This window comes from Parasphingorhabdus sp., assembly GCF_039977335.1.
Taxonomy (GTDB): domain Bacteria; phylum Pseudomonadota; class Alphaproteobacteria; order Sphingomonadales; family Sphingomonadaceae; genus Parasphingorhabdus.
Window position 1 is genome coordinate 392788 of the sequence record NZ_JBDWDI010000004.1, and the last position, 20915, is coordinate 413702.

Annotated in this window: 14 protein-coding genes and 1 tRNA gene; 6 read left to right on the forward strand and 9 right to left on the reverse strand. The window is 49.7% G+C overall.

Annotated elements, in window-relative coordinates; all coding sequences use genetic code 11:
- Positions 1 to 65: 65 nt before the first annotated feature.
- The 3 genes from ABJM21_RS09090 to ABJM21_RS09100 are packed head-to-tail and all read right to left on the reverse strand — an operon-like array spanning position 66 to position 5659.
- A complete protein-coding gene (locus tag ABJM21_RS09090) occupies positions 66 to 1610 on the reverse strand; it encodes a wax ester/triacylglycerol synthase family O-acyltransferase (RefSeq protein ID WP_348301462.1) in 1545 nt (514 codons plus the stop codon).
- 26 nt (positions 1611 to 1636) lie between these two features.
- The gene (locus ABJM21_RS09095; RefSeq protein WP_348301461.1) at positions 1637 to 3982 is read right to left on the reverse strand and encodes a glycerol-3-phosphate 1-O-acyltransferase; all 2346 of its coding nucleotides are present in this window, start codon (positions 3980 to 3982) and stop codon (positions 1637 to 1639) included.
- A 9-nt stretch (positions 3983 to 3991) separates the two neighbouring features.
- The gene (locus ABJM21_RS09100) at positions 3992 to 5659 is read right to left on the reverse strand and encodes an HAD-IB family hydrolase (RefSeq protein ID WP_348301460.1); all 1668 of its coding nucleotides are present in this window, start codon (positions 5657 to 5659) and stop codon (positions 3992 to 3994) included.
- A gap of 354 nt (positions 5660 to 6013) precedes the next feature.
- On the opposite strand from ABJM21_RS09100, the gene ABJM21_RS09105 reads away from it, so the two are divergent.
- The 3 genes from ABJM21_RS09105 to ABJM21_RS09115 all read left to right on the forward strand — a co-directional run bounded on the left by ABJM21_RS09105 (position 6014) and on the right by ABJM21_RS09115 (position 12172).
- A complete protein-coding gene (locus tag ABJM21_RS09105; RefSeq protein WP_348301459.1) occupies positions 6014 to 9061 on the forward strand; it encodes a S8 family peptidase in 3048 nt (1015 codons plus the stop codon).
- A 73-nt stretch (positions 9062 to 9134) separates the two neighbouring features.
- Entirely contained in the window at positions 9135 to 11750 is a 2616-nt protein-coding gene (locus ABJM21_RS09110) for an EAL domain-containing protein (RefSeq protein WP_348301458.1), read from the forward strand.
- Between the two features lie 179 nt (positions 11751 to 11929).
- On the forward strand, positions 11930 to 12172 hold the full coding sequence (locus ABJM21_RS09115) for a zinc-binding dehydrogenase (RefSeq protein ID WP_348301457.1): 243 nt from the start codon (positions 11930 to 11932) through the stop codon (positions 12170 to 12172).
- A gap of 81 nt (positions 12173 to 12253) precedes the next feature.
- On the opposite strand, the gene ABJM21_RS09120 is transcribed toward ABJM21_RS09115, so the two are convergent.
- The 4 genes from ABJM21_RS09120 to ABJM21_RS09135 all read right to left on the reverse strand — a co-directional run bounded on the left by ABJM21_RS09120 (position 12254) and on the right by ABJM21_RS09135 (position 17817).
- Positions 12254 to 13501: a lipase family protein gene (locus tag ABJM21_RS09120; RefSeq protein WP_348301456.1), complete on the reverse strand. Its 1248-nt coding sequence runs from the start codon at positions 13499 to 13501 to the stop codon at positions 12254 to 12256.
- Between the two features lie 89 nt (positions 13502 to 13590).
- Positions 13591 to 15078 (reverse strand): PepSY-associated TM helix domain-containing protein, encoded by a 1488-nt coding sequence (locus tag ABJM21_RS09125; protein ID WP_348301455.1) that lies wholly within the window; start codon positions 15076 to 15078, stop codon positions 13591 to 13593.
- Between the two features lie 10 nt (positions 15079 to 15088).
- Positions 15089 to 15661: a hypothetical protein gene (locus ABJM21_RS09130; RefSeq protein ID WP_348301454.1), complete on the reverse strand. Its 573-nt coding sequence runs from the start codon at positions 15659 to 15661 to the stop codon at positions 15089 to 15091.
- A 14-nt stretch (positions 15662 to 15675) separates the two neighbouring features.
- The gene (locus tag ABJM21_RS09135; RefSeq protein WP_348301453.1) at positions 15676 to 17817 is read right to left on the reverse strand and encodes a TonB-dependent siderophore receptor; all 2142 of its coding nucleotides are present in this window, start codon (positions 17815 to 17817) and stop codon (positions 15676 to 15678) included.
- Between the two features lie 192 nt (positions 17818 to 18009).
- Here ABJM21_RS09135 and ABJM21_RS09140 point away from each other — a divergent pair, with 192 nt between their 5' ends.
- The gene (locus tag ABJM21_RS09140) at positions 18010 to 18447 is read left to right on the forward strand and encodes a GFA family protein (RefSeq protein WP_348301452.1); all 438 of its coding nucleotides are present in this window, start codon (positions 18010 to 18012) and stop codon (positions 18445 to 18447) included.
- A 141-nt stretch (positions 18448 to 18588) separates the two neighbouring features.
- Here the strand turns inward: ABJM21_RS09140 and ABJM21_RS09145 are convergent.
- Positions 18589 to 18678, reverse strand: a tRNA-Ser gene (locus ABJM21_RS09145).
- 161 nt (positions 18679 to 18839) lie between these two features.
- On the opposite strand from ABJM21_RS09145, the gene hspQ reads away from it, so the two are divergent.
- Complete coding sequence (gene hspQ, locus ABJM21_RS09150) at positions 18840 to 19220, forward strand: heat shock protein HspQ (RefSeq protein WP_348301451.1); 381 nt, start codon at positions 18840 to 18842, stop codon at positions 19218 to 19220.
- Between the two features lie 14 nt (positions 19221 to 19234).
- On the opposite strand, the gene ABJM21_RS09155 is transcribed toward hspQ, so the two are convergent.
- Entirely contained in the window at positions 19235 to 20092 is an 858-nt protein-coding gene (locus ABJM21_RS09155; protein WP_348301450.1) for an ABC transporter permease, read from the reverse strand.
- Positions 20093 to 20221: 129 nt separating this feature from the next.
- On the opposite strand from ABJM21_RS09155, the gene ABJM21_RS09160 reads away from it, so the two are divergent.
- The gene (locus tag ABJM21_RS09160; RefSeq protein ID WP_348301449.1) at positions 20222 to 20896 is read left to right on the forward strand and encodes a GcrA family cell cycle regulator; all 675 of its coding nucleotides are present in this window, start codon (positions 20222 to 20224) and stop codon (positions 20894 to 20896) included.
- The last annotated feature ends 19 nt before the right edge of the window (positions 20897 to 20915 follow it).

The window sequence follows — 20915 nt, forward strand, 5'->3', positions numbered from 1 at the left end:
ACCGAATACACGCATCGTCGCAGAAAGACACCTGTTAACGGCGATTTCCAATAGTTATCCACTGCTTACTTCGCCTTATCCGATTGCGCTTTTCTTGGTGTTTTGGACACCCGCCGGTACATGACAGAGCCATCATTGGGCTGCGTAGCCTTTTTAGCAGGCGAGATTCTCGTCTTTGCTTTGCGTCTCCCAGCCCCTGGCTTTGCGGCCTTCAACTGGGCAAAGGCCGCTTCAATACACTCCCGGAAAAATTCAATGTCAGGCATAATTTTTCTGTCAGTGGTGATCGCAAAAGACATAGTGCCATTATAGCTGGGTGTTGCAATAAACAGCCCCATTCCATTGCCCAACGGCGCCATGCCATATTGATGGGTTAATTCTGCGCCATTCATATACATGGGCATTTGCGGACCCGGTACGTTGGAAATGAAGACATTGCTCATTTTCGGGGCAAACCGCTCACTGGTTAAAATTTTGGCAGCGCCAGCCATAGTCGCGCCGGGAATATGCTGGGTAAGGTCCGTCATAATCCGTGCACTCAACCCAGATTTAGCCGCCTTCGTTTCCCGGGTAGTGTTGCGAACCGCCTCCAATCGCTCCAATGGATTGGCAATATTGGTCCAAAGCTTGACCGTCATTGCAGTTATTTTGTTACCCGGGGTGTTTTCCTGACCATCCCGTTTCCGGGCGTTGACCGGAGCAACACCCACCAGCGTCTCTTTCGGCAATTCCTTATGCTTCATCAGATATTTACGCAGCGCACCACTACAAATGGTCAGTACGACATCGTTAATCGTTGCACCTTCCACTTTGGTGCGCATAGCTTTCAGCTCGTTCAAATCGAAACTGACGGCATCGAACATTTTATGCGGCGAAACAGTTCCATTAAACCGGGTCTCAGGAACAGCGAGACCACTGCCCTCCCCGCCACTAGATATGTTTTTTTGTGCTGCATCCCATAAGGTTGGAGTCAGCTTCAGTACAGCATTTGCTAGCTTCACCGGCGAAGTCAAGTTGCTCGAAACAGCGCGATTCATAACTTCCGAAGAAGATGGCACATCACCATAATCCCAATCGGAATGCGGCACCTCTATCGCCGGCGTGCCCTTCGTATCCCTGTCGCTAAGCGCAGTGAAAAAATATGCAGCTGATGCACCATCAATGGCGGCATGATGCACCCGCGTCAAAATTGCATAGCTACCCTTGCCGTAGCCTTTAACGCGGTCAAGCCCTTCGACCACATACATGTCCCACAGCGGACGGTTCATATCCATGGGTTTACTGAAATGGCGCGCCACATGGATACAAAATTGTCGCCAATCACCCGGCTCCGGCAGTCGCCCATGGGAAATATGGGCTTCTATGTCGAAATGTTCATCCTCAACCCAATAGGGATGATCAACATCAAACGGCAGACGATACAGCTTTCGCTTGAAAACCGGTGATATATGCTGCCGGCTGCGGACATGCTCGATAATGTCCTTGAAACGCACCTTCTTGGTAGGAGCACTTGATGGATCATAGACATAAATGGCCATGACATGAGTCAAGTTTTCCGGCGTCTGAATATAAAGGAACTGGGCGTCTTGGGCGCTAAGCTGATGCAACATATGCGGTTCCTCTATATCCTATGGTTCTAGTCAAAAATCTTGTCGGCTAGGCTCAGCACCTCAAGGCGCGATTTTTCCATTCGCCGCGACAATGCCCTGAATTTACGTAGCAAAGCCTTGCGTTTAGCTATAGTTTCTTCAGTCGTCTCGCCAGTCAGTCCTTGGCTGGCGGCCATCTTAAAGCCGTTTTCGAACAGGATTTTGCCAATCGACGCTTCACTTGTAATCCGTCGCAGCAAATAAGCCTGACGCCCCTCTTTAAGGGTCGCTTCTACACAGTGCTGTTTATCGATTGCCTCTCCCGGTTCCAACCGTGACAATATATCTAACACAACAGTATAGGATTCCACGAACGGCAGGAAAACAGCATGGCCGATTAGCGGCTGGAATCGATTGGTGAGGCTTTTCAGCAAAACCCCACCCTTATCCAACTTCATTTCCCAATCGGGACAAGCGCGAGTTAGTTCGGCTTCCAGATTTTTTCGATATTCTTCTTTGGGCGGATAGAAAAATTCAAATTTAAACAAATCACGTAAACGCTCGGTTTCGGCCCAGAATACGTCCTTGGCGACATTATCCTTGTCTTCTCGTGCCTTTAGCAGCGATAGTTCAATAATGGCCTTGTCGAGAAAATGATGAATTATGGAATTGCGGTAGTAGCTCGCCAAGGGATGTTTTTCGGGCTGAATCGCATAAACAGTACTTGATCCCTGATCATAACGTACAAACAGGCCGCTGTTGACCAGCGTATCAACTACTTTTTGAATGCCTTCCAAATTTTGCTTGGTCAGATCATCGCTAAACCGGATTTTGCGTTCTTGTGCCCATTCGACAAAGAAATTGATCACCGCGCGCAATTCATCTGCTGTCATTGCCCGGGGCGCTGTGCCGAGCAAGCTCAGGCACATTAGTGACGTCAATGTTAGCGGCGTAGCACGATTGGCTTCGACCGCCACTTCGAAGGCGATTTTCGACAATCCTATGCGATCATCCGGTTCTGGCGCTCGTTTGACCACGACTGGATCACCAAAATCAACATAGACCTTGCCCATAGGCTCACGCAGGCTGCGGAGGTAGCCGATAAACCAACTCAGCGATTCCGCCTTTTTAACACGTCCCGTTTGCTCGCTAGCATATTCTTCAACATCGCGGATCAGATCAAAACTGGTTACCACCGGGATGATGTGAACATTTTCGATATCATTCACATTGGCACTGTCCATGACATATTTCAGCAAGCCATAGCGTGGCGGCATCAATTTCCCGAGACGCGATCGCGTGCCTTCAAAAGCCCATGTCATCGGAAAACGTTTTTCCAGCAAATAACTAACGTAGTGACGCAACACCAACTTGTAGACTGGATTATTCTCAAAGCTGCGTCGAATAAAAATCGTTCCCGCACGACGTAGTACGAAGCCGAGGCCGAAAAAGTCGAGATTAATGCCGCCAAAAACATGCACCATTGGCAGGTCATTCTGATATGCCAGATCAGTGGGTGTCACCCCATCGATATAGGTTTTATGGGTAAACAGTAGCAATGTAGGATGATCACGCATTGTCTTACGTAACCGAGCCAACTCACTCTTTTTAAACACAACATCATCTTCATAGCCTTGCGACAGCATGAAACGGTCGAGTTTCGCCTTCATATCTATAAAGAAGGCACTCGGCCGCGCGATGAGCTCTTTCATATATTTGCTGGCTTCGTCGTATAGCGCCGTTTCAGACTTGTCGAGATCAGCTGCCAGCTCGGACATCGCCGCCCGGAATTTCGGACTTGTGCGCAGCCCATCGGCGACAAAACGCGGCACTTTATAACGCCGCCCGCGCAGACCGCGCTCTTCGATATCAAGGACGAGACCGGCTTGACGGACCACAAAACCGGCAAATTCATGCTCATTGTCACCTTGACCTTCAACGACATGATGCAGCTCGAAACGCTGCCTCAAGTCACCGATTGTTGCCGGTTGCCCGGTCAGGCAATGGGCACGACGCTTGTTACGAAGCAATATCGTACGGGCCCGAAAACTGCCTGGTGTTCTGGGATCACCGAACAGGGCGTGCCGCTTTTTTAAAGCCCGGCTCTTTTCAAAATTAGGTATTCTCCACGCGATACGCACCGGTATCACCAAGGTGTCTGGCTCTGCCTCCAATTTTCGCGTCAACTCTTTCAACCGCAAACGAGCGCGTTCATCAGATATCGGGAGACTGACCCAGTTTATTTCCCTGCCAGGTCCACCTTCGGCTAAGGAGGTGTGTAACCAGTCAAGAAGGTAGCGACGCTCGACACGGTTACGCGCATCAATGACAAATAGCTTTGGCCCCTGTGTCAGCAGAGGAACTGCCTTTGCTATTGCCGTTGATTCATCCATTCTGCCTCACTATTTTTTTGGACCGGATGGTTTTTTGGGTGGCGACTTCCGAGCCACCGCCTTTTTTCCCGCCGGTTTTCTAGCGGTTGTTTTTCCTGCTGTCGCCGTAACCGTTTTTTTGGCGGCCGAAGTTACTTTCTTTGGAACAACTTTTGCAGCTGGTCTTTTTTTGACCTTTACCGGCGTCACTTTCTTCACGGTTTTCCGACGGACCGCAGGTGTCGCGGCTTCAACCATTACCAAGTCTTCATCTGTTTGGCCAAGCGCCTCGAGGAACATACCACGGACCTCAGCAACATGATCATTCAAGGTTGTTTTCTTCCATTTGCTGGTATCAACCGGCGGCAGAATATCAACTTTCACGGTAGCCGGCCGCATTACAAACTCATTTTTAGGGGCGACATCGCCTGCATTGTGAATGACAATCGGAACCATTGGTACGCCAGCCTGCATGGCCAGATGGAAAGCACCTTTCTTGAACGGGCCTATTTTCGGAGACAGAGTCCGCGTTCCTTCTGGCGCGATGCAGATCGACTTTCCATCGATCTTGATGGCATCGATCAACGGTTCCATCGCCTTTATCGCGTTACGACCATCGGCGCGATCAACAAACACCGTCCCTGCCATTTCCATGACCTTACCAATAACCGGCGTGTCTTTAACTTCTTTCTTGGCGATCCCTCCTACATCCTTGCGCACCAGCTTGGCCATGATCATCACATCGGCTTTGCTCTGATGATTGAAAACAAAGATACAGGGTCGGTTCACCCAGAGATTTTCTTCGCCGCTAATATCCAGTTCAACGCCTGTAAGCGCGGTAGCAATATCACCGAACAGGCCAGTTGAGAAATTGGTCGCTTCACGTTGCGAGCCGGTCAATGCCCAAATGGGCAATCCAGCTACAAAGGAGGTAACCAGCGATCCTGTCGCATAAATAGTCCGTAGATAATCAACCGGTTTCCCCTGCCCGCGACTATCAAATTTCTGCAAGGGCCAACCACGTTCTTCAGCGACTTCTGTGAGCTTACTATTCGGGTTCAAAGGTCGCGGCTTCCCAACCCTTTCCAACAATTCAATATCGTCATAACTGTCAGAATAGAAATAGCTCTTTTTAAGATCGAGATTATGCTCTTTTGCTAGCCTTTCCGCCGCGATCACTTTGCCTTCGCCAAAACAAAGCGGACGAATGATATTCCCGGTAAACTCTCCGTTCTCGACTTCATATTGAGAACATAATACGTGTTCAATATTCAGATCACGTGCGGTAGGTTCAATTTGATAGATTGTCGCCGAAGAAACAATCGCCACCGTGTGCCCCTTGGCCATGTGGGCTTCGATCAAGTCTCGCGATTCTGGATAAACCTTACGCGCGATATGCTTCTGATAAAGCTCTTCGCCAAATTCGAAATAGCTATCCTCGGTTACGCCCTTCATGAATTTGGATGCCGCCATCATCAGACCGGAGAAGCCCATGCTCCCCATGCTATATTGCGCCATAACATTAGCGGTTTCGACCAACTCTTCAGCTGTCATTTCCCGACGTTTGATTTTTTCCCACAACATGGCGGTCGCAGAATATCCGGCAATAATCGTACCATCAAAATCGAATAGGGCAGCAATATGCGGCCCCTCAGGCGCCTTAAGCACATCCTGTAGATGAGAATCCCGATCAGCCATATTGTCCCTCAAATCATCTCGGCCCCCATGGCCGAAAAGCTATCCTGCCAAAAAAAAGCAACGTTTCACAGTCTTTATTGGCCGAGAAGGCGATTAGCTCACGATTTAAATATCCGTGTCCAGATTTGAACCAGTCACAGCCTTTAAGAAATTCGGCTCGAATCTTGACGAAAATCAAGAAAATAGAGCAAAATCTTATTGTTAGAGGCGAAAAAAGCACCCTGCAAAAAAACAAACGAACCAGAAATCTGCGCAGTTCTTTGGTTACATTGTTATTAATCCATCTTTTTGCGCACTGGTTAACAAACGACCCCTATTTCGTTCATTATAAGTTCGTGGGTGAACGGGGAACAAATGAAACGACCATCTAACTATCGCTCTAGCAAATTGGCTATTGCAACGATCATATTCGGGACGGCTGTGCCATCTGTGGCGCAAACCATTGATCCTGTCGTTGAAGCACCAGTTGTTAGCGCAAGCGAGCAGGCGCAAGGCGCTGCTACATCTGTAGATCAGGATCTGCGGCCGATTGTCCCAATGGGCGGCAGCATCGATCCCTTCTCAGGTAGTATTGATCCTTTTTCTGGTTCGCTTGATCCGTTTAGCGGTTCGATTGATCCTTTCGCTGGCAATATCAATCCATTTGAAGGCAATATCGATCCATTTTCCGGCAATCTGAATCCATTCCATGGAGAAATCAGAGCACTTTGGGGCGCTATTGATCCATTTGGTGGTAATGTTGATCCATTCGCGGGCAATGTTGACCCGTTTGCAGGCAATGTCGACCCCTTCTATGGCAATATTGACCCATTGGTTGGGCAAACAGATCCTCTAAGCGGCGTGGTACTGCCCAGCTATGTTGATATCAACTCCTTCTGGCACGAATTTGGTGCTAATTGGAGAGAAGTGAATCTTCTGGTTAACGAGATCCAATCAGAAGGAATTTCTTACGAGAGATACCAGGCCATTCAAACCCTAAGCAATCTGCTTATAACTCATTCTGAGACGGTTTGGGATGAAGCAATTTTGGCCAGAGAGGGCTCTTCCGCTAAATCTAGTTTCCTGACTCCTCTTCTAGCCAAATATGGTGTTTCCGCCAATAATCCGACGGGTTTGATAAACTTGACGCAAGCGCAACGCGCGCAATTGGTTACCGAATGGTATGATGGCCTTATGGGATATAGCGGCCACGACCATGTCGACCATTGGATGCGGACTATAAACTGGACTCCTGAGTTGACGAAAATTCAGGGAAGCGGTGCCGATAGCGTTATTGGTATTTTGGACTCTTCCATTGTCAATGACCCGGACCTGGAGGGCAATGTCTTCCATTCCGGCGGCTATCAAGCGCATGTTGGTGGACATGGTACAGGTGTGGCAAGTTTGCTCATTGCCGATCATGATGGTCTCGGTGTGATGGGCATCGCACCCAACGCTTCGGTGGCTACCTATAATCCATTTGATCATACTGGGAGTGCCTCTTGGGATGATATTCGCGCAGGTATCGTTTCCCTTAAAAGCGCAAACGCCAGCGTCATCAACATGTCGCTTGGTGTGTCGGGTTGGACATTGCACCCTGAATGGAACAATGTTTTCAACGATTCCGCTGTAGCAAGTGCCAGCAAAAACACCGTTTTTGTTATTGCCGCTGGCAATGACGGACTCACTCAAACACAGAATATTGAGTGGAAGGCAGTTAAAGATACTGGCTTGATTGTTGTCGGCTCGATTGACCCGCTGGGCAATATCTCCAGCATATCAAATCGTCCTGGTTCAACCTGCTTGTTAGAAAAGGGTGTTTGCAAAGGCGCATACCTGCGGGACCAGTTCATTGTGGCTCCAGGCGAACTTATCTTGTTGGCAGATGGCAACGGCGGCGTTACGCGCCGGTCTGGCACTTCTTTTGCCGCACCCTTGGTATCGGGCGCGATAACTTTACTCCATGATCGCTGGCCTTGGCTTGCCAAACATCCTGAAGAATCGGTCAGTATCATACTGGATTCGGCTCAAGACTTGGGCGCACCGGGCGTAGATGATGTTTATGGTGTCGGTTTGCTGGATGTGGAAGCATCGCAGTCACCGTTGGACTTTGGTTCTCTTGAAATTTATGAATATAGTTCTGGCCAGTTGACGTCACGTACTACAGCCGAAATTCTTCAAGGCGGAGTGGGCGATACTTGGGACACAGATGGCGTATTTCTAACAATGTTCGAGACAATCGGCGATACATATCGTGATTTTGTTGTACCATTTTCTGATCAACTTATTGGCCAGCAGTCGAGTGTTACGGGATCTGAGGAATATTTTCAGTCCTACATCACTGAGCGCTTTGTGGATTGGAATACCGGTCTGCCGAGCCTCAACGCCAGCGGCGGATTTACCGACGTAGCTAGCTATGCAAGTCCAAAACGCGAAGGTTGGAATTTTGCAATCTCGGCAAGCAATCCAACGCGTTATCTTACCAATGGCCGTCAAGGCGAATTACCGCATAGCGCAGTCAAATTTGGCGACGCGGCTGGCCAATTCTCATTCAACGCAGGTTATGGACAGGGCTCTATTGCATTGCTCGGGCAGCAATCTTTCGGTCTGACATCAGACTATGATACGGCAACCGGCGGCTTGAACCCTGTGCTGGGCCTTGCTTCTGGCGGAGGATTTCTTGACGCAGAGTTTGCGGTTGCGAAAAATACGAAAGTTGCGTTTGGTTTGACCCATCGGCGCCTTGATCATTCCGAAAACCAAGCGTTGACCGATGCCGAACGCGCGCAACTGCATGGCGCCAAAGACTATCAGGCGAGCGCATTCAACCTGCGTATGACACATAAACCGCTAAAGGCGGCGACAATAAGTGTCAGTTTCGCATCATTGAACGAAAAAGACGGCTTGCTTGGCGTGCAGTCTGCTCTTGAAAATGACCTCCGGTACGGCTCGAACAGCAAAACAATGACTGTCGGTGCTAGCCTTGATCTGCCACATGGTTTGAATATCGCTGCATCAGCAACTGCTGCAATGACCAAATCAAATGGTGGAACCAAGCAAAACCTGCGTACCGACGGTAATGTAAGAAGTTCAGCATATGCTTTCTCAATCGGCAAACAGGGATTGATGCGCAAAGACGATCGCCTGCGGTTGTCTTTCACCCAACCACTGCACGTAGAAAACGGCGCGCTGGAATATAGCGCGGTCGAAGTAATTGATCGTTCTACCGGTGAAATTGGATCTGTAACGCGTGACTTTAGTATCGCCGATAAAAACCGGCGTTTCACAGGGGAATTCCTCTATGCCACACCAGTTATGGGCGGCGGCGAATTCTCCTTATTCGGACGCGCGCAATATGATGCTTCTGCTAGTAACAATGTTAACGAAATAATAGCAGGTGGCGTGCTAACCCTCCCATTCTAAAAGATTTATCGGGGACAGAACGCGTAACCATGTTTGTCCCTGACTAGTCGGATTACTGAAGCGGGGGCTTATGGTGGGACGGAAAATAATTGCTGCTTTGATGTTTAGCTCTGCGCTAACCATTCCAGCTGTGCATGCACAAACAAAAACCGCACCGTCTGCATTTGAAGCGCAGATCGCAGACACTAAATCTTCCATGATGTCTAATCCTGGCAATGCACTGAAATCTGCTCGCAAAGCAGCGATAATTGCAAACGCTATGCCCGAGGAAGAAGCCGCATTGGCTATTGCGACTAGTCAATGGCTAGAAGGGGAAGCCCTTACGCGACTAAATAAACCGAAAGAGGCAACACCGGTAATCGCCAGCGCATTGAAAACTGTAGAGCGCGTTGCGCCCAGTACAAAGTTGAATGCCGATCTGCTGAAATCCTCAGCCGCGATTGCCATACAAACGGGTCGGGTAGAACAGGCCCTGCCCATGCTTTACGAAGCTTATCGGATATATGGCACGCTAGACCAAAAACGCAGCCAAGCGATCATATTGCATAATATCGGCTCGATCTATTATGAAGCCCGAGATTATCCTCGCGTACTCGACTATTATGATCAAGCTAAGTCGATTTATGCCGATGATCCAGCACTTAACCTTTCATCTTACAATAATCGTGGCAACGCCCACAGAGATATGGGTAAATTTGGCAAAGCTGAGATGGAATATGCCAAAGCGCTTGCTGTGGCAAAAGAAATGGACAGCCCGCTTCTGCAAACCCGGATATTGACCAATTTGGCTTTTGCCCAATATTCCCAAGGCGACCTCGCCAAAGCAGAGAAAACTACATTGGCCGGCCTAAGCATTGCTCAGGCCGGAGCGGCTGACTGGGAACCGTTCCTTTGGGGTACACGTGCAAAAATCGCACTGGCTGCAAATCGGCTCCCTGAAGCAGAGCGTTTTATACGCAAGGCTTTCAAGGGTGTGGATCTGCAAAGTTCAACAATGTCATATCGCGACTATCATTCAACCGCCTATCAGGTCTTCAGCGCGCTGGGGCGATACAAAGAAGCACTTAAGCATCTCGCTGCATTCAAGCGTCTCGACGACAATGGGCGTGAACTCGCCGCATCGACCAACTCAGCGTTGCTGGCAGCCCAGTTTGATGACGCTAATCGCGAGCTTGAAATTTCCAAACTAGAGGCAAAGCAAGCGCAACGTGAACTGCTGCTGGCCAAGTCACAGACAATTTTGCGTTATACAAGCCTAGTATTGGTGGTGGCGTTTGCCGTTATCGGCGCATTATTTTTTGCCGTGGTATCCGTCCGTCGCAGACGAAAAGCGGTTAGCGCAGTAAATGCAAAACTGTCGCATGCCGCCCGCCATGATCTGCTGACCGGCTTAGCCAATCGCCGCTACTACAGGGATCTATTGTCCGACGCACTTGTTAGTGCGCATGAAAATGGTGATCGTTGTGCTGTCATGCTGATCGACCTTGATCGTTTCAAGACCGTGAACGATACGCTCGGTCATAATATCGGCGATAAGCTTCTGTGCCATGTTGCAGAACTCCTGAAGCAAGCTGCTGGAGACAAAATTCACGCCGTGCGACTCGGCGGTGATGAATTTGCACTTGTGATTCCGAATATTGAAAATGACGGTGAAATTGAAAGGCTTGGTCAGAAGGTCATTGAGGATCTCTGTGGTACACATTCTATCAATGGAACTTCAGTCAATATTGGTGCTACCATTGGAATCGCGGTCGGTCCGCGAGATAGCGACGACGTTCAGACGCTTACTCGCTGCGCAGATCTAGCGCTTTACCATGGTAAAGAGTCGGGTCGCGGTCAATGCGTTCGATATCAGAAATTCATGCAGGTTGAAGCCGATGAACGGCACATTCTGGAAAATGATCTGCGAGATGCGCTGAAAAATGGTGACTTGTCCGTCGCTTATCAGTCGATTGTCGATGCCAATAGCGAAGAAGTCATCGGTTATGAGTCTCTCTTACGTTGGAACCATCCTACGCGCGGAGAGATTTCACCGACAATTTTCATTCCCATTGCCGAAGAGGCAAGGTTAATTGGCAATATCGGTGATTGGGTATTGCGGACTGCTTGCGCACAAGCAAAAAGCTGGCCCGATCACGTACGACTATCAGTCAATGTCTCGGCGCTTCAGGTTGAAGGCGGCGGCTTGGCCAACAATATAATCGGCGCGCTTGCCTCAAGCGGCCTCAGCCCTGAGCGCCTTGAACTCGAAGTAACCGAAAGTGTGTTTCTCGACAATCATGAGAAAACCGATGCGACGCTAGAAAGCTTGCGTTCGCTCGGTATCAATCTTGTATTGGACGATTTCGGCACTGGCTATTCCTCGCTTGGCTATCTGCGCCGCGCTAGCTTTTCGACCATTAAGATTGACCGAAGCTTCGTGAAATCCGCTACGCGTGGATCTACTGAAAGTCTGGCAATTATCCGTGCTATTGTTTCTATGGCACAAGAACTAGGGATGAAAACAACTGCCGAAGGCATTGAAAACATAAGAGAAATGGATGTCATGCGGGACCTTGGTTGCACACAATTACAAGGTTATTTGTTCTCGCGACCAACGGAATCAGTATCAAGCAAGCCTGATAGCGCTCGCGATATACCAGCCGTCATTCCTTTTTCTAATACCGAGTTAAAACGTAAAGCTGGTTGAACGGTTCAAATCACCCAACCTTGTTTGCGCACTTGCTGCCTAGTTATTCGCTTTACCCACTAGCGACGCATCCAAGCGGCTGAATACCAGAGCCACTTCTTCATGATCGTTACACGGATGCGCTTGCGGAGGATGCAATCGTATTTCTTTACGGGCTGCTCGATGGTGAACCGGCCAAAGTGGATGTGGTCAAGATGGTGCGGAAGAATGCAATCCTGCACCCCTATTCGATGTTCAACGAAGTTCGGCATCCTGATCGCCTCCAGCGGGGAATGGCCCATATTCTTGAACGCTTGCTGGACGGACGTTTAAAACCACGAATCAATGACCGCATCTTTACGATGAGCGACGCCATAGAAGCCTACCGATACATGCTCGCGGGCGAACAGGTCGGAAAGATTGTGGTGAAGGTAAGCGACTGAGGAAAATGGCCATAAAACTAGGTGCGGGTGTAAAGTAATATCCAGCAGAAATTAGGCGGGCCGAGATAGAAACTCAGCAGCTTAAAATGGTAGATTGCCACAATTGCTCTCTATATCATCCCCCGCAAAGGCCGCTTTCACAAATGGCAGCGTATCGCCGGTCGAACCCGGGACGACAGCACGGTGATCCAGCGTTGGGTATAGCGTTGATACGATAACCGATCCCGCCTTGCACGCCTGTTTGACGAAAGCTGCTTGCATACGTGGCGGAGTGTCTTTGTCTTTTGCGCCTGTACCAACGAAAGTCGGAACGGGCAGTTTGAGCTTGGGATATCCCATTTTGGAAAAAGCGGTAAAGAGATGCTCATCTGGCGCTTGTTTGAACACCCGGTTGTGGGTCAGTTTTTCGGCGACGACCCGTGCTTTTACGTCTTTGTGGCAGGTATTTTGAACGGATTGAGCAATGGGCATGACTTTATCCGAAACATAATCTGCCAGTTTGAAATCCCTATTGGTACGTTGGACCAAGGAGAGCGCGAGAAGATTATATCCTAACATGGGATCAACACGGTCTCGTGGACGACTTTCCTGCAGAGCAATCAAGGCCTCGGGAGAGAAAAATGGTACGCCTGTCGCCACAGCGCCGACGATGTTGACATCGGGCGCATAGTCAGCGGCATAGGCAGCGGTGGCTATGGCCGCGCCAGCGCCTTGAGATTGCCCAAACAGCACGACCTTGTTTGATACCGGAAAACCGGAGGATTGAACGGCCCGGATAATGTCGAGATTGCTGTAAGCTTCCGGGCGTGTGGCAAGATAAGGATGCGTGCCGGCGGTGCCCAAACCCTGATAGTCAGAAGCAACGACCGCATATCCGTTTTTCAGCCAGAATTCGAGATGGTCGCGATCCTGCTGCTGCCGACCATTCCATGATGGGGCGCAGATATCCGCTATTCCAACTGTGCCATGCGTCCATGCCATGAGCGGCCATCCGCCTGCTGGCGCTGTGCCTTCGGGCAGAAACAGGACGCCGGAAACAGGCAATACCGCCTCGCTATCCAACCCGTCGGTTGACGAATAGAGCAGACGGATATTCTTGGCTGCTCCGGGATTGGACTGTTGCGCGTTTAGCGGTTCCTTTTTCAAAAGAGCACCGGGCGCCGCCAAAGCGACTTCATAGCTGTAAAAATCCGAGAGATAGCTATCGCCCAGCGTCATGTTGGGCGGCGGACTAATCGCCGTTGCTGCTGGTCTTGTCTCGGCCATGGTTGAACAACCAGCCAATAACAAGCTGGATGCAAGGGCGATTATTTTCATACTATTCTTCATAAGCCTAGCTTCCTCTATTGATTGCTGTGCTGCTAACTGGATTTTGTATCACGAAAGGTAATTTTGCGCCCAAGTCTAGTCTTAGCCCATCATTCTGCTGGAGCAAAATCTGGGCCTGCTTCCATATGAGTTTGCTCACTAGTCTGCTTCAGCAAAAGAAAAACCACAATCAGGGCCGCCAAGCTGATTGTTACAGGCAAACCGGCAAAGCTCATTACTGCTTCCTGATAACGCCCAATATACGCTATGATTATACCGACGAGTAACGCACAATTTGCTGTTATCAACTGTCGTTTTGTAGCCTTCCGGCCAGAGCGGCTACCATATGCAATCATCGTCGCGAGCGACAGCCAAAATATCGCAACAAGCCCCAGGGCCGGAACCACATCCAGCAGCGCTACAAACAAGGTCAATGCCAACGCTGTTGGTGTACCCCAGATTATGCCTGCCCATGCCCCTTCCAGCCTAGGGGCTGGATCACCCTTCTCGCGCCGTTTGGTGAAATAAATCTTCAGTCCGGAAGCCACAATTACGCACAGACTGACACCAAATAGCAAATAGGCGAGTTTTACCGGTAAACCGCCCCAGTTGCCGAAATGCACATTATAGACAGAACCGATGATTTGCTGACCGATTGTGCCATCAGAAATACCGACATTTCCTTGATACTCGCCCGCTGCATTATAGGTATAATAGTCGCCGAAGATCAGCCGGTTATTATGCTTGCCGACTATTTGCGAATTTTGCCCGACAGTTCCGGGATCGTGCATGATAAAAAATGTTGGATCAATATCCGGAAAGGTTTTTTCGATGTGTTCGATTGGCTTGGTTATTGTTGCAATATTGGCCGGTGCAGCATTGGCCGCGGGCTCGCTGCCAAATATGGGGGCGAAGACATCCCCGGTCTCGCCATCAAATCCTGCGGCCGCGATGACAAAGGCAAGGACACTGGCAACGCCTAATATGGAGCCGGTTAGCGCATTGGAAAAATGGAAAGGCATGGTCCAAACGCTTAACCTGTTATGCAGATCGACGGTTGTTAGCCGCCCTGCTCCGCGCCGGAATGTGAAAGCGTCACGGAATATCCGGGGATGCGCAAGCACGCCGGATATCGACAACGCTATCAGCATGATCCCCAAAGCTCCTACGACCGTCAGCCCCAGCGTCTGCGGCATATGTAGATAATAATGCAGATCCAACAGAAACTGTGTCCAGGGGAATGATTCCTCGGCCACGATTTCACCATTTTCATCGGCGAAAAAAGCTTGGGTATCTGTTGTGATCACTGTCCTCGGCAAGTCTGTGCGCGGGAAGGTAACATAAAGGTGCGTTGTTGGCGTTTCCTCGCTCTTAAAGACTGCATAAGCTGCGCGCTCAGCTGCCTCTGCGCTGATGCTCTGCATTTCGGGTGCATTAGGCTGCTCCCAACGCTGGAGCTCATGATTAAAGACCGATAATGTTCCGGTAACCGCTAATATGTAGATAAGCCCGCCAAAAATAATGGCGAGCAAGCTATGGGCCTCCAACGAACGCATAACACGTAGTGCTGATTTCTTCGGTTTGCCGCTATCCTGCATGATCTACACCTTAACTTGTGAGGGTCAGGGCAACAGCGGGAGCAATCGCCAGACCCAATATTATCAATGACTTTCTTAGCATCGCCTGTTGTGAACCAACATAAACCGCCAAACTGGACCACAGGATCGAGAATAGGAAAGCGATCAGGGTCAGGTTGGCACTGTGCTCCATTCCGAACCAACGCAGCAGTATGAATAAGCCTGCTGATATAAAGACGGCGGCCAAGCCCGTTATGAGGAACAGCAAGATCCCGTTGTAAATGCGCAATAACCACAGCACCGGACCAACCTGCGGATGTTCGCTCGCCCGCTCAGGCACCTGACGTCCTTCTCTTTTCGCGCGCTTTGGCACCTGCAACGCGGTCATCGAGACCGCTAATCCACCGGTAATCACAACGACTATTATGCCCAATGCAGCCCCTTTGTCGGCACCGCTGGTTTGTGACCATGCGATAAGAGAGAACAGGACAAGTAACGAACCGCCCAGCGCTTCAAGTCCCGCATTCAAACGTTTTTGCCAAGCTTTGCGCAGCAGGAATATCCCACCAATGGCAACAACGGTACCAATGGATTGCCAAAGCAAGACGCCCTCCATGGTCAGAACTTATATCCGACGCGGACAACTGCGGTTCGCTCTTCACCTACGAAACAGTCGCCGCGCGCCAGACACGTTGAAAAATATTTCTCGTTTGTAATATTGCGGACGTTAAAAGTGACGTCCCAGCGTTCTGTTTCGTAACCCAGCAGAAAATCGCCAAGGACATTGCCGTCCGTCACCACCCGTATCGGGCCGACGGCACCGGTTCCATTGCTTTCATTGTCACCAACATAGCGCAAACCGAAGCCCGCTTTAAAACCTTGCAGGGCACCAGCGACAGGTTGGTACTGCACCCATGCTGACGCTTGTTCTTCAGGGATTGAGGCAAAGGGGACACCGTCGGCTGTCTCTGTATCTAATATGCTGCCGTTAAACTCCAGATACCAGTCGCCCAGCGTTGTCTGCGCCTGCATTTCGAAACCTTTGACTGTGCCAACGCCTTCTTGTTGGCTGTCCGGTTGATTGATCAGTGACGATGGATTGGGTAGATTGGATTCTTCAATATCGAAATAGGCAAATGTGATATAGGTTTGCGTTCCGGGCGGCTGGTACTTGACGCCCACCTCCCATTGTTTCCCCTCGCGTGGTTGAAGCGGATTGTTGGTCAAGCCGTCGGTCCCAATTACTGGCTCAAAAGACTCTGCAAAGCTGACATAGGGCGAAATACCACCATCAAATGCGTAAAGCGCGCCGACACTGAAAGATACCGCATCATCCTTTTGGACATTGGCGCCACTTTCGGTTTTGCTGTCATCGTAACGCAAACCAAAGTTCAATTTGAGATCACCGATGGACATCTGGTTGTTGAGGTAGAAACCATAGTCATCGGTTTTTGTATCCCCGACATCAAAAAAATTAGCGTCGTCGAAAAGCGGTGGCGGTACATTCCCGTAAACGGGACTATAGATATTTATCGCTCCGAAGCTGCGAGTTGTAGGATCGCTCAGAAAAATCACTTCGTTGCCGGTCTTGACGTTTTGATAGGCGACACCTCCGAATAGTTCATGTTCAATCGGACCGGTATTAAAAGCCCAACGGGCACGAAGATCAAAGGCAGCCTGTTTTGAAAAGGCATTGCTACGAAAAAACGTTCGTCCACCGTCACCGTTTGCATCCACACGTGGAGGACCTACTGCACCCAGAAAATCAATATAGGATTGTCGGTAATCTACATCCGCGTCCTTATATCGGAAGATGCCGTCGATCGAGAAATTGTCAGTAAATGAGTGGCTGGCGAGCAAGCTCACCAATGTAGAATTCGTGTCATAACGGTTAAAGCTTGGATCTCCCAGATATGTATCGAATTCCACCCGCTCGCCCGAAGAATTTGCGCACACAGCAATTGGTGTAATGGTAACATCACCACTGACGCAGCCAGTACCGGTCAATGGCAAAAATTGCTGGGCTGTATCGCTGTCACGGTCTACATATTCGAGCATCGCCGTCAGCCGGGTTTGGCCATCATCATAGGTTATGGATGGCATTACGATAATGGCATCGTCATTAACGTAATTAATCTGCGTATCAGATTCCCGGTACAGTCCCACAAATCGCACAAAGAGATTATCGACCAGTTCTGCGTTCAGGTCTGCGGCGGCCTGATAGCGATCAAAGGTACCGACATCAAAAATGACCTCACTCTGCTTGTCAGGGCCAGCCAGTTTTGACACCGCGTTGACAATGCCGCCAGGAGTGCCTTTGCCATAAAGGACGGACGCTGGCCCCTTCAGCACTTCCACTTGCTCCAAAACATAAACGTCGGACCGCGTGTTGTTGTAAAAACCGAAAAGAACTTGCTGGCCATCCCGATATTCCGCTGCATCAAAGCCGCGTACCTGGGGGAAATCACCGCGCGTCGCAAAGCCAAATGTATCGCCGACAACGCCAGGGACATAGTTCAATACGTCATCTAGAGTGAGCGCGCCCTTGTCGCGGAATTGTTCTTCTGTTTCAATAGTAACAGACCGCGTGGTCTCCACGATAGGGGTTGCTGATTTCAGCGCGCCAAAGTCAGAGAGCTGGCCGGTGACAATGATTACATCTTCTTCAAGCACTTCTCTGTCATTTCCATTAGCGTCCTGCGCAAATGCTGTGGATGGCAACGCCAGAGCGGTAGTCACCAAAAGAAGCTTCTTTATCATTTTTGATCCCTCATTTTCAGATTATCGGGAGCCACATAAAAGTTACTTTTGCTAATGTAAATAAGAATCATTATCAATATTTATATTAATTGAATAGCCTTATCCTAATGTCCGCTTTCGGGATGTTGGGGACATTGACATTAATGCGTTGCTCACACACTCATGGCTCTTTGAAACTTTGGGAAGGTTTGCATGATGAGCGCAACAGGTTGTGAAGCGAAATGTCATTGCGGCGCAGTGAAAGTGGCTATCTCTCACCAACCTGAATTCATGCAAGATTGTAATTGTAGTCTATGCAAAAAGAGTGGCGGTATCTGGGGATATTTCAAACCATCAGAAGTTGAAATTGAAGGCGATACCGGAAGTTACACGCGCAGCGACTATCCGCAACCGGCGGTTGAAACACACTTTTGCAAAAGATGTGGATCAACGACCCACTGGATACTGACGAAAGAACACGTGGCAAGCATTGGAAACAATGATCAGATGGGTGTTAACATGAAATTGTTCGATAGTGACTATTTGACCGGCATTGAGCTGAGGTTTCCAGACGGCAAAAACTGGTCTGGCGAAACCGAATTTGGATTCAGGCGTCAAGCAGTGATGTTGGGAGAAGACTTTGCGCTCTAGCTTCTGCTTTCGGGATAAAGCCGCCATATCAACATAGAAGTTTCAAAATATTCTACCGCAACTCCATATGGGTATATTTATGGGTATAAAATTTCAATAACCTTTTAAGTAATTGATATAAAGAATATTTATACAAGATTTTGGCGGAGAGACAGGGATTCGAACCCTGGGTACGATCGCTCGCACAACGGTTTTCGAGACCGCCCCATTCGACCACTCTGGCACCTCTCCGCACTTTGGCAAATAGCCTAGGAAACCATGGTCTAGCAGACCATATGTGTCGAACGTGCGGCGCGCTTAAACTATGATCTGCATTTTGCCAAGCGAGAAACCATTTTAACCCACAGATGGCGAGCGCTTGCATATGTCTGTTAACTGACTAAATTGAAGATATGGTTCAAACCAAACATCTTGCGTCCACCAATCCTCTCCCGAAGGACACACCTTCGGTGTTGAATGCCACTTTCACGATTGGTGATGTGGTCAAACATCGCTTGTTTGATTTTCGCGGTGTGATCTATGATATCGACCCGGTCTTCGCCAATAGTGATGAATGGTATGATGCCATTCCCAAAGACTTGCAGCCTTCGAAAGATCAACCTTTCTATCATCTTTTGGCCGAAAATGCCGACAGCAGCTATGTCGCTTATGTCAGTCAGCAAAATCTGCTTGAAGATGACAGCGGAGAGCCGGTGATGCATCCTGAGGTTGGGCGCATGTTCAAGGCTGTGGATGGCGGCAAATATAAGCTACACCGGATTCATCGGCATTAAACGATTTCAATAGGCTAGGATTTGATCTTCCAGCCTTTTTTAAGCAAAATATAGCATAAGGCTGTCAGGCCGACATTGATGCCCAACAGGACGACCGAACCTACCATTACAGGTGAATCGGCTTCTCCCAAAAATCCGTAACGGAAACCGGAAATCGCGTAAAAAAATGGATTGGCATGGCTGACGGCCTGAAATGTAGGAGCCAATCTGTCTATCGAATAGAATGTGCCTGACAGTAAGGCAGCCGGAGCGACAATGAAATTGGTCACAGCCGCTGCATGATCAAATTTTTCTGCCCAAATCGATGTCAGCACGCCCAGCAAAGCGAGCATTACTGAGCCCATGAATCCGAACCAGAGGACCGCCCACCAATGATTAACACTGACGTTTACACCTGGCCAAAGGGCCATGGCCAACCAAACCGCAAAGCCCACCAACGCCGCCCGTGTGATTGACGCAGCAACCAAGCCTGCCAACAATTCGCCAACAGACAGAGGTGGCATCAAATAGTCCACAATCGTACCCTGAATCTTCCCGACCAGAAGCGCAAAACTGCTATTCGCGAAGGCATTTTGGATCATACCCATGCAAATTAATCCAGGTGCAATGAAATCGGCAAACGGCACACCCAGAACGGTGCGATCCCCCCTGCCCAACGCGACCGTAAATATTACTAGAAACAGTAGCGTGGTAATCGAAGGTGCCCAGACGGTTTGGAGTTGAACCTTGAAAAAGCGCCGCACTTCTTTCCAGTAAAGCGCCAGAAATCCACCCCAGTTAACACCCCGAATGACGGCTACACCGGGCTCAGCGTATGTCTGTGCAATAAATTCAGATTGATCCGAGTTGTTATTTTTGGGCTGGTCTAACATAGGCTTTTCGCCTATCGGCTCCAGACAGCAATCACAACCCCATATTATATCGGCCGATATTTCCGTATGATTGAATATACGGCTATAAGGCTTATATTGGGCTCAGTATTGGAATAGTTAGGATTTTGCATGGCGTGGACCGACGAACGTATCGATCATCTGAAACAGATGTGGGAGAAAGGCCTGACCGCCAGTCAGATCGCAGAGGAACTCGGCGGCGTGAGCCGCAATGCTGTTATCGGCAAGGCCCATCGTCTTGGTCTGAAATCACGTCCGTCCCCGGTTAAAGCCAAAGCGAAGACTGCAAAAGGCGATAAGCCCGCAGCCAAACCGAAAAAGGCCGCGGTCAAAGCAACCAAGAAACCGAAGCAAAAAGAAGAACATGTGGCTCGGCGCGCGATGCCGCCGCCAACGCCTGCTGCGCGTACCCATGCCGCTCAACAGTCAAAAATGCCCAAGCCCGATGGACCGAAAATTGTATCCGTTGGCCCGGGTGGGTTTTTGCGTCAGGGCCCCGGTGATCAGCAAGCACCTATTCCGCCAGCACCTCCTCGGCGTCTTGTTCCGGCGAAACCCAGCGAAGAAATTGCCGACAAGACCAGCCTGCTGGATTTGAACGATAAAATCTGTCGCTGGCCTATGAACCACCCCGGCGAGCCCGACTTCCACTTCTGCGGCGAAGAGGTTAATCCCGGCTTCCCTTATTGCGTGGAGCATTGTGGACGTGCGTTTCAGGCACAATTGCCACGTGGTGCGCGACGGGCACCTCCGCCACTGCCTTTCGGTGGCCCAAGAGTCCGCTAAATCAGCCGACAAGGCAATA